This is a genomic window from Pseudomonas sp. B14(2022), from assembly GCF_012030485.1.
In the GTDB taxonomy this organism is placed as follows: Bacteria; Pseudomonadota; Gammaproteobacteria; order Pseudomonadales; family Pseudomonadaceae; genus Aquipseudomonas.
This window is the reverse complement of record NZ_JAAUVM010000005.1, coordinates 167,259-182,038: the sequence shown is the minus strand read 5'-3', so window position 1 is coordinate 182,038 and position 14,780 is coordinate 167,259. Positions and strand designations below refer to the sequence as shown.

Annotated in this window: 14 protein-coding genes; 7 read left to right on the top strand and 7 right to left on the bottom strand. The window is 60.4% G+C overall.

Annotated elements, in window-relative coordinates:
- Nucleotides 1-30: 30 nt before the first annotated feature.
- On the bottom strand, nucleotides 31-588 hold the full coding sequence (locus tag HCF10_RS10490) for an NADPH-dependent FMN reductase (RefSeq protein WP_131700654.1): 558 nt from the start codon (nucleotides 586-588) through the stop codon (nucleotides 31-33).
- A 227-nt stretch (nucleotides 589-815) separates the two neighbouring features.
- Between HCF10_RS10490 and HCF10_RS10485 the strand changes: the two genes are divergently transcribed.
- On the top strand, nucleotides 816-1,052 hold the full coding sequence (locus tag HCF10_RS10485) for a hypothetical protein (RefSeq protein WP_065927911.1): 237 nt from the start codon (nucleotides 816-818) through the stop codon (nucleotides 1,050-1,052).
- A 63-nt stretch (nucleotides 1,053-1,115) separates the two neighbouring features.
- On the opposite strand, the gene HCF10_RS10480 is transcribed toward HCF10_RS10485, so the two are convergent.
- Nucleotides 1,116-1,460 carry a hypothetical protein gene (locus HCF10_RS10480; RefSeq protein ID WP_131700653.1) on the bottom strand — a complete coding sequence of 115 codons (345 nt, stop codon included), beginning with the start codon at nucleotides 1,458-1,460 and terminating at the stop codon, nucleotides 1,116-1,118.
- A 181-nt stretch (nucleotides 1,461-1,641) separates the two neighbouring features.
- Between HCF10_RS10480 and HCF10_RS10475 the strand changes: the two genes are divergently transcribed.
- Nucleotides 1,642-2,535, top strand: a complete 894-nt coding sequence (locus HCF10_RS10475; protein ID WP_131700652.1) for a LysR substrate-binding domain-containing protein — start codon at nucleotides 1,642-1,644, stop codon at nucleotides 2,533-2,535.
- Here the strand turns inward: HCF10_RS10475 and HCF10_RS10470 are convergent.
- From HCF10_RS10470 to HCF10_RS10450, 5 genes are all read right to left on the bottom strand, one after another.
- Nucleotides 2,532-3,113, bottom strand: a complete 582-nt coding sequence (locus HCF10_RS10470) for a GNAT family N-acetyltransferase (RefSeq protein ID WP_131700651.1) — start codon at nucleotides 3,111-3,113, stop codon at nucleotides 2,532-2,534. The genes HCF10_RS10475 and HCF10_RS10470 overlap by 4 nt on opposite strands.
- Before the next feature lie 8 nt (nucleotides 3,114-3,121).
- Nucleotides 3,122-5,377, bottom strand: coding sequence for an Orn/Lys/Arg decarboxylase N-terminal domain-containing protein (locus tag HCF10_RS10465; protein ID WP_167655458.1), 2,256 nt, complete (start codon nucleotides 5,375-5,377; stop codon nucleotides 3,122-3,124).
- A gap of 86 nt (nucleotides 5,378-5,463) precedes the next feature.
- On the bottom strand, nucleotides 5,464-6,204 hold the full coding sequence (gene dnaQ, locus HCF10_RS10460; RefSeq protein WP_167655525.1) for a DNA polymerase III subunit epsilon: 741 nt from the start codon (nucleotides 6,202-6,204) through the stop codon (nucleotides 5,464-5,466).
- A gap of 82 nt (nucleotides 6,205-6,286) precedes the next feature.
- Nucleotides 6,287-6,739: a ribonuclease HI gene (rnhA, locus tag HCF10_RS10455; RefSeq protein ID WP_003173571.1), complete on the bottom strand. Its 453-nt coding sequence runs from the start codon at nucleotides 6,737-6,739 to the stop codon at nucleotides 6,287-6,289.
- Nucleotides 6,740-6,783: 44 nt separating this feature from the next.
- Nucleotides 6,784-7,542, bottom strand: a complete 759-nt coding sequence (locus tag HCF10_RS10450; RefSeq protein WP_131700648.1) for a class I SAM-dependent methyltransferase — start codon at nucleotides 7,540-7,542, stop codon at nucleotides 6,784-6,786.
- 65 nt (nucleotides 7,543-7,607) lie between these two features.
- Here HCF10_RS10450 and gloB point away from each other — a divergent pair, with 65 nt between their 5' ends.
- The 5 genes from gloB to HCF10_RS10425 all read left to right on the top strand — a co-directional run bounded on the left by gloB (nucleotide 7,608) and on the right by HCF10_RS10425 (nucleotide 14,780).
- Nucleotides 7,608-8,375, top strand: a complete 768-nt coding sequence (gloB, locus tag HCF10_RS10445) for a hydroxyacylglutathione hydrolase (protein WP_167655457.1) — start codon at nucleotides 7,608-7,610, stop codon at nucleotides 8,373-8,375.
- A 98-nt stretch (nucleotides 8,376-8,473) separates the two neighbouring features.
- Nucleotides 8,474-9,883 (top strand): lytic transglycosylase domain-containing protein, encoded by a 1,410-nt coding sequence (locus tag HCF10_RS10440; RefSeq protein WP_131700646.1) that lies wholly within the window; start codon nucleotides 8,474-8,476, stop codon nucleotides 9,881-9,883.
- A 149-nt stretch (nucleotides 9,884-10,032) separates the two neighbouring features.
- Nucleotides 10,033-11,862, top strand: a complete 1,830-nt coding sequence (locus HCF10_RS10435) for an extracellular solute-binding protein (protein ID WP_167655456.1) — start codon at nucleotides 10,033-10,035, stop codon at nucleotides 11,860-11,862.
- Nucleotides 11,859-13,703, top strand: a complete 1,845-nt coding sequence (locus HCF10_RS10430) for an extracellular solute-binding protein (RefSeq protein ID WP_131700644.1) — start codon at nucleotides 11,859-11,861, stop codon at nucleotides 13,701-13,703. Before HCF10_RS10435 ends, HCF10_RS10430 begins: the two co-directional genes overlap by 4 nt.
- Nucleotides 13,704-14,780, top strand: a complete 1,077-nt coding sequence (locus HCF10_RS10425) for a microcin C ABC transporter permease YejB (RefSeq protein WP_027606500.1) — start codon at nucleotides 13,704-13,706, stop codon at nucleotides 14,778-14,780.

The following is a 14,780-nucleotide window of genomic DNA, read 5'->3' as shown; positions in this document are numbered from 1 at the left end:
CCCCTCCCACATTGGATAATGGGTGCCGATTCAAGCGCTCTGTTTTTCTACCCATTTGCCGTAGGCATCAATAAATGCCTGTAGGAAAGGCCTGGTCTTTTCCGACACCTTGCCGGACTCGTCAAACACGCTGCCCGCACCGCCCAGGTAGGCTTCCGGCTGCTGCATGCACGGCACATCGAGGAACACCAGGGACTGACGCAGATGGTGGTTGGCACCAAAACCGCCAACGGCGCCCGGCGATACGCTGATGATCGCCCCCGGCTTGCCGCTCCAGGCGCTTTGGCCATAAGGGCGGGAGCCTACATCAATCGCATTCTTCAACGGTGCGGGTACGGAGCGGTTGTACTCCGGTGTCACAAACAACACCGCGTCGGATGAACGTACTTGCTGACGGAAAGTACTGTAGGCTGCGGGCGGTGATGCCCCGTCGATGTCCTCGTTGTAGAGCGGCAAATCGCCAATTTCCACAATGTTCAACTTCAGGTTGGCGGGGGCCAGTTCGGCCAGTGCCAGGGCGACCTTGCGGTTGATCGAGTCTTTTCTCAAGCTGCCAACCAGAACGGCAATTGTGTAGACCTTGCTCATTGGGGTTTCCCGACGTGTGACTAAAGGAGCTTGTAGTTATAGAGGCTTCGCGGCGGGTGCACCAGAAGGTTTTGATAATCCTCCAGACGTTTGTCGCGCCAGTCGATGCGTAGGAACCGTCTGAAAACATCAGCGAATAGTATTTTTTTTCAATAGGTAAACTCCCTCTCTTTATGACGGTCTACACAACCGCATATCGAGTGTTTATCTCCAGAGGTTCTAAACAGATGGCAGCAGTATTAGTCGGACAGTTTCATGCCAGAGACGCAGAAGGACGCGTGTATTCGGTGCATGAGTTCCAGGAATCCAACCCGGCGCAAGGCGACCTGGCTGGCTCGGCACCCACCACCACCTACAAGCTGGCCATTGGCGACCGTGTAGAAAAACTGGAAGGCGATGAGTTCAAACTGATCCAGTCGGGGACCATTATCGTCCGCGAATCGCAAACCGTCCTCGCCTCATAAGATTGATCGCCCAGGCGTGCCTGCTCAGTCCTGGCCATTGACGGCATTGACTGGGTCGGGCGATCACGGGCTGCGAATCTCCGTCAATTCAGGTCCCTGCCCGCCGTCCACCTGCTTGAGCGTCACCATCAACCTGCCCCGCTCGCCTTCCACCTCGTACATCAAGCGTTTATAACCCGGTGCATTGTAGCCAGGGTACGCCACCACCTGCTTGACCAGCGTCATACCCAGCACCGTGCCGATGTGCTCGACTACCTGTTCCTGGGAAAGGATGAACGCTTCGAGTTCGAGGTTTTCCGGGGTTGATTCATCGTGATTGCTGAAGAGATAAGCAGCCACGCAGCCTACGGTCACCAGGACCAGCAGTTGCTTGACCGTTACCCCGAGAAATGTCGAGGGTAGAGGCATATGAGACCAGACCTGTTTTTGTTGTATGTGCCGGTAACCGGCATTGGTCGTTGATGATCAGACGAGCCATTCTAGTGAGGTCCTGGCTGAACGCCAGCGACATACACGACCCACACCGTCTTTTTTGCGCACGATGGCCTGCGCCATTGAATCCCCTCCGCGCTGCACATAGACTCCGGCCATGCGTTTACGTCATCTCGAAGTGATTCAAGCCATCCTGCAGACCGGACACCTCGGCACCGCCGCCGAATGGTTGCAGCTACCCGTGGGCGATGTAGACGCGGCACTCAAGGATGCCGAGCAGCAATTGGGTTTCATGCTGTTTGCCAGTGTGCGCGGGCGTTTGCAGGCGACACGGGAAACCCTGGAGCTGCAGGCAGAAATTGCCCACGTGTACGAAGCCCTGGAACCGGTGCAACGCCTGGCCAGCCGCCTGAAACACCATCACGCCCCCACCTTGCGCGCCTTGTGCACGCCGCCACTGGCCAATCAACTGCTGCCCCAGAGCATTGCGCTGCTGCGCCGACGCTTTCAGGACACACCGTGCAACCTGTCGAGCCAGCCAACCCGGGAAATCGTCCGCAGCCTGCTGCTGCACGAAGCCGACGTCGGCTTGAGCCTGTACGACCCGGAACACCCGCAGATCCATAGCACGGTGCTGGCCCAAGGCAAATTGCAACTGCTGGCACCCCACGGCTGGCTCAAGCCCAAGCAGAAGTACATTGCGCTGCAAGACCTGGCCGGGCAGTCGATGATCGGGCTCGAAGGACACGACCCGCTCAGCCGCCTGCTGGACGCCAAGCTGCAAGCGCTGCGCCCGCTGCCGGTGGTGCAGACGCGGGTGCAGACCTACCAGATGATGCGCAGCATGGTGGAAGCCGGCGAAGGCCTGGCGATTGTCGACCCGTTCACCGCGTTTGGCGCGCGCGAGGCAGGTCTGGATGCGTGCCCGGTGTCACCGCCGATCATGGTCAGCCTGTATGCGCTGACACTCAAGGATGGCGTGACCTCACCTGCGCTGAATGCGCTGCTGGAGATTGTCACGCAAAAGGCCCAAGGCCTGCTGGCGAGTTAAAACCGCTCGGCGTCGGTCTTGAACAACCGATACCAGAAAATCGCCACCTCGCGTGTTTGCGGGTCAATGCCGCGATAGCGTAGGTGGTCGATCCCGCCCATCACGTAGCCGCAACGCTCATACAGACGGCAGGCGCCCAGGTTGTTGTTCTGGGTTTCCAGCATCATGCCCGGCAGGTTTTTCTTGCGGCTCCAGAACTGCGCCACATCCAGCAGCGACTTGGCCACCCCATGCCGCCGGGCAGGCAAGGCCACCGCCAGTTCATCAACGTGGGCAAAGCCATTCCAATTGGTACTGACCACGATATGCCCGACCGCACGATCATCCAGGTACGCCATGAAGATCGCACTGTCTGGTGCGTCGCGGAAACTGGCGAACTCTTCCGGGTCGATGCCATAACACTTGCGGTACGGCACGATGCGCTCCACGGGCCATTGATCGACTCGCCTGCCCATCTCCGGCACGCCATAGGCGTTGACCTCAAAGCTGAAATCATTGCCCCACACGTAGGCATCAAAGCCTTCATCGGCGACCCGCACACTGAGCCCTGGATACTTCGGGTTCATTACAGCTTGCATAAACATCCTTAACCCTTGATGCAATCGACGGTGTAACAACGACCACTGCCGTCATCTTCGTGTTGTAACCCATGAACATCGGCAACAAAACCGGGAAAACTGCTATCGAACGTCCGGGCAAACGCCAGGTAGTCAATGATCGACCGGGTCGACTCGGTAAAGCGCTCGCCCGGCATGATCAACGGAATGCCCGGCGGATAAGGCACCAGCATCACGGCTGCAATGCGTCCTGACAAGGCATCAATGGAGACTGCCTCCACTTCGCCCCTTACCAATTGATCATAGGCGTCGGCCGGTTTCATCGCGATTTCCGGCAACACCGTGTACATGCGCTTGAGGTGCTTGGCGGTGGCGTTACTGCGGTAACAGCTGTGCAATTGGTCGCACAAGTCGCGCAAACCCAAGCCCTGATAACGGGCCGGGCCCTGGGCAAACACCGATGGCAAACAACTGGCGAGGCTGACATTCGCGTCGTAACTGCGCTTGAACTCCAGCAACTCGGTGAGCAAGGTACTCCATTTGCCCTTGGTGATGCCCATGGAAAACAACACGAGGAACGAATACAGCCCGGTCTTTTCCACCACCAGCCCGCGCTCCCAGAGGAATTTACTGACCACCGCGGCGGGAATACCGCACTCGCTCAAGGCGCCACCGGCAGTGAGGCCGGGCATTACCAGGGTTACTTTGATCGGGTCCAGCAGCACGTAGTCTTCGGCAACATCACCGAAGCCGTGCCAGTCATCCTGCGGCTGCAGCAGCCAATCCGCCGTGGCGACTAGGTCGATGCCCGCCACCGACGGCGGCTGCCAGATGGAGAACCACCAGTCTTCGGCGGCGATGTGTTGGCGCAGGTTGGCCAGGGCGCGGCGAAAACTCAGGGCCTCGTCGAACATTTCCTGCAGCAGCGAGCGCCCGGCCGGGCCTTCCATCATCGCCGAGGCCACGTCCAGCGAGGCGATGATGCTGTATTGCGGCGAGGTGGAGATATGCATCATGAAGGCTTCGTTGAAACGGTCACGGTCCAGTTGGCGCGCGCCGCCGTCCTGCACATGGATCATCGAAGCCTGGCTGAACGCCGCCAGCAGCTTGTGGGTGGAGTGAGTGGTGAACACCAGTGGGCTGTCCGGGGTGCGCGAGGTGCCCATGCCGTAGCGCCCGGTAAAGAACTCGTGGAAGGCCGCGTAGGCGTACCAGGCTTCGTCGAAGTGCAGCACCTCGACACTGTTGCCCAATTGCTGCTTGATCAGCTCGGCGTTGTAGCACAGGCCGTCGTAGGTGGAGTTGGTGACCACGGCCAGCTTTACCTTGGGTAGCCGGCCACGGGTCAAGGGGCTGGCGTCGATCTTGGCGCGGATCGATTCGGGGCTGAATTCGCTCAGGGGAATCGGACCGATGATGCCCAGCTCATTGCGTTCCGGGCACAGGTACAGCGGGATGGCACCGGTCATGATGATCGAGTGCAACACCGACTTGTGGCAGTTGCGGTCCACCAGCACCAGGTCATCGCGCCCGACCATGGAATGCCAGACGATCTTGTTGGCGGTGGACGTGCCATTGATCACGAAGAAGGTATGGTCAGCCCCGAAGTTACGCGCCGCACGGGCCTCGGCTTCAGCCAGGGGCCCGGTGTGATCGAGCAGCGAACCCAGTTCGGGCACCGAGACCGACAAGTCCGAGCGCAGGGTGTTTTCTCCGAAGAACTGATGAAACGCCTGCCCCACCGGGCTTTTGCGATAGGCCACGCCACCGCCGTGTCCGGGGGTGTGCCAGGAATAGTTGGAGTCTGCCGTGTGTTGCACGAGGGCCTTGAAGAATGGCGGCAGCAGGCCATCCAGGTAAGTGCGGGCAGCACGGGCCACTTGGCGGGCGAGAAACGGCACGGTGTCTTCGAACAGGTAGAGAATGCCACGCAGTTGGTTGAGTTCACTCATGGCATCGGCCGGGGCGTTCTCCAGGGTGACCTGCTCGCCCAGGGCAAAGATCGGCAGGTTCGGCGCCCGCAGGCGGGCCAGGCGGATCAGCTCGACCATATTTTGCAGCAGGTGGGTATTCTCACCGGCGCCTTCGGCGGCAATCAGCATGCACGCCAGGCCGTGATGGGTCGACGCCACCAGCCGGCCTTCGGCGTAGTCCACGGCAGAAAAGATACTGAAGCCCTCTTGTTCCAACTCTCGGGCGATGCCGCGAACCCGGTCACCGGCAACGGTGTCGGCCTTGATGTCGCGGTGCACGATAAGCACGGGAAACTTCAGGTCTTTGTACATGAGTGCTTGTCGTCCTGAGGGCTATGCACTCAAGGGTAGAAGCTCGGGGACGATGACGCGAATGAAGATTCTGAAAGCAATGGAGATCAACTGTGGGTCAGTTGGGTCCACAACGCCGGCGCACCCGCCGACTTGGCAATAGCCTCCAACCGCGCCGCATGCTCGGCCAGATCCTGCTCGCTGGCACGGATAATGGTGGAGGGCTTGCGATCCGCCGGCAGTCGACGGATTTCCGAAGGGCGGTTGCCCGAGCCTTCCGCCGAGCCGGCACCATCGGAGGCGTTTCCCGCCAGGGACAAGCTGGTCTGCCCGCCGGTCATGGTCAGGTAAACGTCGGCGAGAATCTCGGAGTCGAGCAAGGCGCCGTGGAGTTCACGGCCGGAGTTGTCGACGCCATAACGCTTGCACAAGGCATCGAGGCTGTTGCGCTGGCCCGGGTGACGCTCACGGGCCATCATCAAGGTGTCGAGGATCGAGCAGTGCTGGGAAATGTCCGCGCGATCCATCTGCCCCATCAGGGCAAATTCGTTATTGATGAAGCCGACGTCGAACGCCGCGTTATGGATGATCAACTGGGCGCCGTTGATGAATTCGAAGAACTCATCGGCCACTTCGGCGAAACGCGGCTTGCCCTTGAGGAACTCGTCGGTGATGCCGTGGACGCCGATGGCGCCTTCGTCACTGTCACGGTCCGGTTGCAGGTAGACGTGGAAGTGACGACCGGTGAGGCGCCGACCCATGAGTTCGACACAGCCGATTTCAATGATCCGGTGGCCGTCGGTCACCGGCATGCCGGTGGTTTCGGTATCGAGTACAACAGATCGGATGGCCATCAGGGTTCAGCTCTCAACGGTTTGGTGTGCAGTGTGGTGTGAGTCAAGGGGCGCGATGTTAACACGTCAGCCAACATCAGCTCTGCTTGTAGCCCCGCACTTCGTCCACACCTCTATTGGCAAGCTGGTCGGCGCGCTCGTTACCCGGATGGCCGATGTGCCCGCGCACCCATTTCCAGGTGATGTCATGGCGGTTGCATTGCTCATCGAGCAATTGCCATAGGTCGGCATTCTTGACCGGTTCCTTCGCCGCGGTCTTCCAGCCGCGCTTCTTCCAGTTGACCATCCACTCGTTGATTCCTTTCATCACGTATTGCGAGTCGGTGACCAGCAGCACGTTGCAGCGGCGCTTGAGTTCTTCCAGGCCGCGAATGGCGCCCATCAGTTCCATGCGGTTGTTGGTGGTGTTGGCTTCGCCGCCCCACAACTCCTTCTCTACGCCCTTGCACACCAGCAAGGCGCCCCAGCCGCCGGGGCCGGGGTTGCCCTTGCAGGCGCCATCGGTGAAGAGTTCTACGCTATCGGTCATCGGTTACATCCATCAAAACAGGCAGGTCTGAAATCAAAAAAGTTCTACGGTTCGCTTTGGTTGCGGTTGACCTTGGCCATCGGCATCGGCACCAGTTTGCCCATGGGCTGGCGCAGCACCTGGCGCACCGGCCGCAGGCCGACCACGATCTTGCGCGCCACCAATAAATAGAAGCCGCCCCCCGACAGCTGCCACGCCCCTGCGCGGCGTTCCCAGCCGGCCAGGCGGCCTTGCCACTTGGCCGAGGCAAGCGGCGGACGATAGCACCCGAAGCGGCGTTTCTCCAGTGCGAAGCCCAGCAGGTTCAGCCAGTCCCCGACCCGTGAGGGCGAGATGCAGCGCGCCTGGCGCAGGCCATCATGGGCGAACACATGCCGCAGCCCCCAACTGCTCCAAGGGTTGATGCCGACAATCAGCAAATGGCCACCAGGGCGCACACTGCTCGCCGCTTCACGCAACAGACCGTGGGGCGACAGGCAGAAATCCAGGCCATGCTGCAACACCACCACATCGGCGGCGTGCTCGCTCAACGGCCAGGCCTGCTCCTCGCACACAATCTCCACCCCCGGCAACGGCGCGCCCAGGCGCACATTGCGTTGCACCTGGGGCGCGGCGGGCGGGGTCTGGGCCGAAGGGCCGTAATGCACCAGGTAGCCGCCAAAGAAACGGCCCAACTCGTCTTCGAGCATGCGCCGTTCTTCATCCAGCAGAAATTGCCCGATGGGCCCGGACAGCCATTCACGGGCTGCGCCGATCAGGGCCAGCCACTCAGGATCGGCCTGGGCGAACGCTTTATCAGTCATTGCATTCTCCAACTCGCCTAGACGTTCTAAGATGCACCAATGTGTTCAGCTTGGCGAATCGAAGAATGATACAGATCAGTGCCCTGCCCGCCTTCACCGACAACTACATCTGGTTGTTGCAGGACCAGCAAACCCAACGTTGCGCCGTGGTCGATCCCGGCGATGCCACGCCGGTACTGGCCTGGCTCAAGCAAAACCCGACGTGGACCCTCAGCGACATCCTGATTACCCACCATCACCACGATCATGTCGGGGGTGTCGAGCAACTCAAGCGTGTGACTGACGCCAAGGTGTACGGTCCGGCCAACGAGCCGATCCCGGCGCGGGACACCGCCCTGCAGGGTAACGACCGCATCAGCGTGCTGGGCTGGGACTTCGACGTCTATGCCGTGCCCGGCCACACCCTGGGCCATATCGCCTTCTACCACCAGGGCGTTCTGTTCTGTGGCGACACCCTGTTCGCCGCCGGCTGTGGCCGCCTGTTCGAGGGCACGCCGGAGCAGATGCACACCTCCCTCGAGCGCCTGGCCGCCCTGCCCGCCGACACCCTGGTGTACTGCACCCACGAATACACACAAAGTAACCTCAAGTTTGCCCAGGCGGTGGAACCGCAGAATGCCGACATCTCCGAACGGGTGGAAAACGTCCGTCAACTGCGGGCCCGCGGCGAGATAACGCTGCCTTCCAACCTGGCCCTGGAAAAGCGTACCAACCCCTTCCTGCGTACCTCTGAAACATCTGTTAAACAAAAAGCGGACGAACGGAATGGCCGTGACAACCGCTCTGGGGCCGAGGTATTTGCTAGCTTGAGGGCATGGAAAGATAAGTTCTAAAGGGATGCAATCTGATACGTAATTTCTGAACGGTTGACCGGAACCCAAGTGCTTTCTAGAATCGCCCGACATTTTTGCCCGGAACTTACTTCCAGCCAATGTCGTCATCTATTCGTAAATCCAACCATTCAGACGCATTGACCCGCCTGGCTCAAGCTGTGGCGGTGGCTGTGTCCGCCACGCTGGCGGGCTGCCAATCGACCAATTTCGCCGCACAATCCACCGTGCAACCCAAGCCCAACCTTGCCGCCAAGATCAAACAGAAACCCGTCATCTGGCTTTCAGAGAAACCTGCTCCAGAAGTGCCCCAGGACGTCTGGGAACGCATGCGCCGGGGCTTTCAATTGCAGGACAACGTGGGCGTCAACCCGCGTATCGAGCAACAGCGCCTGTGGTTCGCCAGCAACCCGTCCTTCCTGGAGAACGCCGGTGAACGCGGCAGCCTCTACATTCATTACATCGTCGAGCGCCTTGAAGAACGCAACATGCCCCTGGAGCTGGCGCTGCTGCCAGTGATCGAAAGTGCCTACAACCCGATGGCCTATTCGCGCAGCGATGCCGTCGGCCTGTGGCAGTTCATCCCCTCCACCGGGCGCTACTTCAACCTGCGCCAGACCCGCGCCTACGACGGCCGCCGCGACATCACCGCCTCCACCACCGCCGCCCTGGACTACCTGACCCGTCTGCACGATATGTTCAACGGCGACTGGTTACTGGCCCTGGCCGCCTATAACGCCGGCGAAGGCACGGTGAGCCGGGCCATCGAGCGCAACGAGAAGCTCGGCCTGCCCACCGACTACTGGAACCTGCCCCTGCCCCAGGAAACCAAGGACTACGTGCCCAAGTTCCTGGCGCTGTCCCAAGTGGTACTGGCACCCGAAGCTTACGGCGTCAACCTGAACCCGATTGCCAACACGCCGTACTTCGAAGTGGTTGAAGTCAAGCAAAGCATGGACCTGTCACGGGTTGCCGCGCTGGCCGAGATCGACGAAGACGAACTGTTCCAGCTCAACCCGGCGCTCAAGCAACGTACCACCCTGGATGGCCCGCAACACCTGCTGGTGCCAAGTTCCAAGGCGCAATTGCTCACCAGCACCCTTTCGACGATGAAGCCTGAAGAATTGCTGGCGATGCGTCCGAAGAAACAGGTTTTCGACGAAGTTGAGACCGCACGGGTGGCCGGACGGACCCGCAACTACAAGGTGCGCAGTGGCGACAACCTCACGCTGATCGCCAAGGCAAACAAGGTCGACGTACATGACCTGCAGCGCTGGAACAAGCTCAACGGCCAAGCCCTCAAGGTCGGCCAGACCCTGGTGATGCAGGACACACGCCGCGCAGTGGCCAGTAGCAAGAAGCCGGTGCAGTACAAGGTCAAGAAAGGCGATTCGCTGTACATCGTCGCCAAGCGCTTCAACGTCGAGATGCAGCATCTCAAGCGTTGGAACCCGCGTACTGGCCAGGCGCTGAAGCCGGGGCAGATGCTGGTGGTTTCCGGGCCGCGCTAAGGTTTCAAGAACACTGTAGATCCAATGTGGGAGGAGGCTTGCCCCCTCCCACATTGGATCTACAGTGCTCCCAACCGGCTTTTTCCAGCCGGAACAAGCTGTTACTGTACCGATCATAAAGCCCAAGCCGCCTGGATCGGATCCCTGACTTGAAGCGTCCCCTCCTTCTACTAATAAGTCTGGCCTTGAGCTTTGGTGCGAACGCGACGATAACCGAGAGCCACGGTTATACGCAGTTCGGCACGCTCAAGTACCCGGCCAAATTCACCCACTTCGATTGGGTAAACCCTGCAGCGCCGAAAGGCGGGACCTTGCGGGTCATGGCATTTGGCACCTTCGATACCCTCAACCCCTATACGTTCAAGGGCTCAAGCCCGGTTTCCACCCCCAACTTCCTGCAATACGGCGTCAATGAGCTGAACGAGCCGTTGATGGTCGGCACCGGTCAGTACGCGCCGTCCGGCGATGAACCGACTTCCAGCTATGGGCTGATTGCCCAGTCAGTGGAATACAGCGAGGACCGCAGTTGGGTGGTGTTCAACCTGCGCCCGGAAGCGCGCTTTCACGATGGCAAGCCGATCACCGCGTATGACGTGGCGTTTTCCTATCGCACCCTGCTGACCGAAGGCCACCCGCAGTACCGCACCAACCTGCAGGAAGTGGCACGGGTGGACATCCTCAACCGTCATCGCATCCGCTTTGTGTTCAAGCGCGCCGGCAACCCGTTGCTGATCCTGCGCCTGGGCGAGTTGCCGGTATTGCCCCAACACTATTGGAAAAACCGCGACTTCAAGGCGACCACCTTCGAGCCGCCCCTGGGCAGCGGGCCGTACCGCATCAGCAAGGTCACCCCTGGACGCCAGTTGGTGTTTGAACGGGTCAAGGATTACTGGGGCAAAGACTTACCGGTCAACCAGGGCTTCTATAACTACGACAAGGTCGAAGTGGAGTTCTACCGCGACAGCGACGTAGCCTTCGAAGCGTTCAAGGCCGGCGAGTTCGACATTTACATCGAGCACCAGGCCAAGAACTGGGCCAATGGCTACAACTTCCCAGCGATCAACCGTGGCGAGGTGATCAAGGCGCAGATCGCCCACCAGATCCCGACCCAGAGCCAGGGCCTGTTCATGAACACGCGCCGGCCAACCTTCAGTCAGACCAAGGTGCGTGAAGCCCTGGGGCTGATGTTCGACTTCGAGTGGACCAACCGCACCCTCTTCAGCAGCGCCTACAAACGCACGCTCAGCTACTACCCCAACAGCGAGTTCGCCGCTACCGGTGTTCCAACCGGCCATGAATGGCTGATGCTCTCCCCGTACCGCGAACAGCTGCCGCCCAACCTGTTTACCCAAGCCTTCAGCCTGCCCCAGACCGATGGGCGCGGCATCCCCCGTGAAACCCTGCGCCGTGCCCTGGCGCTGCTGGGCGAAGCCGGGTGGAAGTTGTCGGGCCAACGCCTGCTCAACAAGGACGGGCAACCGTTGCGCTTCGAGATACTGCTGGTCAACCCGAACCTGGAGCGCATCCTGCAGCCCTATGTCGAGAACCTGATCAGCATCGGCATCGACGCACGCCTGCGCACCGTCGACCGCGCCCAGTACAAGCAACGCCTGGATCAATTCGACTTCGACATGATCCTGATCACCCTCAACCAGACCTTGAGCCCCGGCCTGGAGCAGTGGCAGTACTTCCACTCCAGTCAGGCCGCGATCAAGGGCAGCAAGAACTATGCGGGCATCGCCAACCCCATTGTCGATCACCTGCTGGAACAACTCCTGGCGGCCCAGACCCGCGAAGAACAACTGGCTGCCGGCCGCGCCCTGGACCGGGTGCTGCTGTGGCAGCACTACAGCATTCCCAACTGGTACCTCAACTATCATCGCCTGGCGTACCGCAACCGGTTCGCCTTCGTCGCCACGCCGCCCTACAGCCTGGGCCTGAGCGCGTGGTGGCTGAAAGCTTCGGAGAAAGCCCAATGATGTATTTGCGCAACGTACTGCTCGGCAGCCTGTTGCTGTGCACCACGGCCCACGCCGCCCCGCAACACGCACTGACGCTGTACAACGAGCCGCCGAAATACCCCGCCGACTTCAAGCACTTCGACTACGTCAACCCGGATGCGCCCAAGGGCGGCACTTTCCGCGAGTCGAGCATGGGCGGCTTCGACAGCCTCAACCCGTTTATCAGCAAGGGCGTGCCCGCCGACAATGTCAGCCTGATCTACGACACCCTGGCCATGCAGAGCCTGGACGAACCCATCACCGAGTATGGCCTGGTCGCCGGCAAGATCGAAAAAGCCCCGGACAACAGCTGGGTGCGTTTCTACCTGCGCCCCGAGGCGCGTTTCCACGACGGCCACCCGATCCGTGCCGAAGACGTGGTGTTCACCTTCCAGGAACTGATCAAGGAAGGCTCGCCGATCTACCGCACCTACTACGCCGATGTCGATGAAGTGATCGCCGAAGACCCCCTGCGGGTGCTGTTCAAGTTCAAGCGCACCAACAACCGCGAATTGCCACTGATCCTCGGGCAACTGCCGGTGCTGCCCAAGCATTGGTGGGCCACGCGGGACTTTGCCAAGGGCAACTTGGAAGTGCCCCTGGGCAGCGGGCCGTACAAGGTGGCCGAGGTCAAGGCCGGGCGCATGATCCGCTACGAGCGGGTCAAGGACTACTGGGCCAAGGACCTGCCGATCACCAAGGGTTTCTACAATTTCGATAACCGCATCACCGACTACTACCGCGACAGCACCGTGTCCCTGGAAGCCTTGAAGGCCGGGCAGTTCGACTACTGGCTGGAATTCAGCGCCAAGAACTGGGCCAACGCCTACAACATTCCGGCCGTGACCGAGGGCCGGTTGATCAAGGAAGAAATTCCCAACGGCAACCCCACCGGCATGCAAGGTTTTGTGTTCAATACACGCAAGCCGATGTTCCAGGACGTGCGCGTGCGCAAGGCCATCAGCCTGTTGCTGGACTTCGAATGGAGCAACAAACAGCTGTTCAACGGCGCCTACACCCGCACCCGCAGTTACTTCGAAAACTCCGAAATGGCCGCCACCGGCCTGCCCGGCCCGGATGAGCTGAAAATCCTCGAACCCCTGCGCGACAAAATCCCGGCCGAAGTCTTCACCCAGGCCTTCGAGCCGGCCAAAACCGACGGCAGCGGCATGATCCGCGCCCAGCAACGCGAGGCCTACCAACTGCTGCAGGAGGCCGGCTGGCGCATCGTTGACGACAAGATGGTCGACACCACAGGCAAACCGGTGACCATCGAGTTCCTGCTGGCCCAGACCGAGTTCGAGCGCATCCTGCTGCCCTTCAAGCGCAATCTGGCGGACCTGGGCATCGACCTGGTGATCCGCCGGGTGGACGTCTCGCAGTTCGTCAACCGTGTGCGTTCCCGGGACTTCGACATGATGGTGGGCAGCTTCCCGCAGTCCACTTCGCCGGGTAACGAACAACGGGAGTTCTGGAAGTCTTCCAGCGCCGACAAACCTGGCAGCCGCAACTACATGGGCCTCAAGGACCCGGCAGTCGACCAACTGGTGGAAGAACTGATCGACGCCGACTCGCGCAAAAGCCTGATCGCCCATGCCAGGGCCCTGGACCGTGTGCTGCAGTTCGGCTACTACGTGATCCCCAATTGGCACATCAAGACCTTCCGCGTGGCGTACTGGGACCACCTCGGCCATCCGAAAACCCCGCCGCGCTATGACGTGGGCACCGCCACCTGGTGGGCAAAACCCAACGTAAAATCTGCCGTCACCTCAGACGCGAACACAAACACCAGCGCCGATGCGGCGAGCGGAGGCGATTAAATGCTGGCCTATATTGTTCGCCGCCTGTTGCTGATCATCCCGACGCTGTTCGGGATCCTGCTGATCAACTTCATCATCATCCAGGCCGCCCCCGGTGGCCCGGTGGAGCAGATGATCGCCAAGCTCGAAGGCTTTGAGGGCGCTACCAGCCGTATTGCCGGTGGCGGCGCCGAAGTCTCGGTGGCCGGTTCCAGCAGCTATCGCGGCGCCCAGGGCCTGGACCCGGCGCTGATCAAGGAAATCGAAAAGATGTACGGCTTCGACAAATCGGCGCCGGAACGCTTGTGGATCATGGTCAAGAACTACGCCCGGCTGGATTTCGGCGACAGTTTCTTCCGTGACGCCAAGGTCATCGACCTGATCAAGGAAAAGATGCCGGTATCGATCTCCCTGGGGTTATGGAGCACGCTGATCATGTACCTGGTGTCGATCCCACTGGGGATCGCCAAGGCCACCCGACATGGCAGCCATTTCGATGTGTGGACCAGTTCGGCAATCATCGTCGGTTATGCGATCCCGGCGTTCCTGTTTGCGATCCTGCTGATCGTGGTGTTTGCCGGCGGCAGTTATTTTGACTGGTTCCCCTTGCGCGGGCTCACGTCCAACAACTTCGATGAGTTGAGCTGGGGCGGCAAGGTGCTCGATTACTTCTGGCACCTGGCGTTGCCCATCACCGCGCTGGTGATCGGCAACTTCGCGACCATGACGCTGCTGACCAAGAACAGCTTTCTCGACGAGATCAACAAGCAATACGTGATCACCGCCAAGGCCAAGGGCCTGACCAACCACCGCGTGCTCTACGGCCATGTGTTCCGTAACGCGATGCTGCTGGTGATCGCCGGGTTCCCGTCGGCGTTCATCGGGATTTTCTTCACCGGCTCGTTGCTGGTGGAAGTGATCTTCTCCCTCGACGGCCTGGGCCTGATGAGCTTTGAAGCGGCGATCAACCGCGACTACCCGGTGGTGTTCGGCACACTGTTCATTTTCACCCTGCTGGGGCTGGTAGTGAAACTGATCGGCGACCTCACCTACACCCTGGTCGATCCGCGTATCGACTTCGCCAGCCGGGAGCATTGA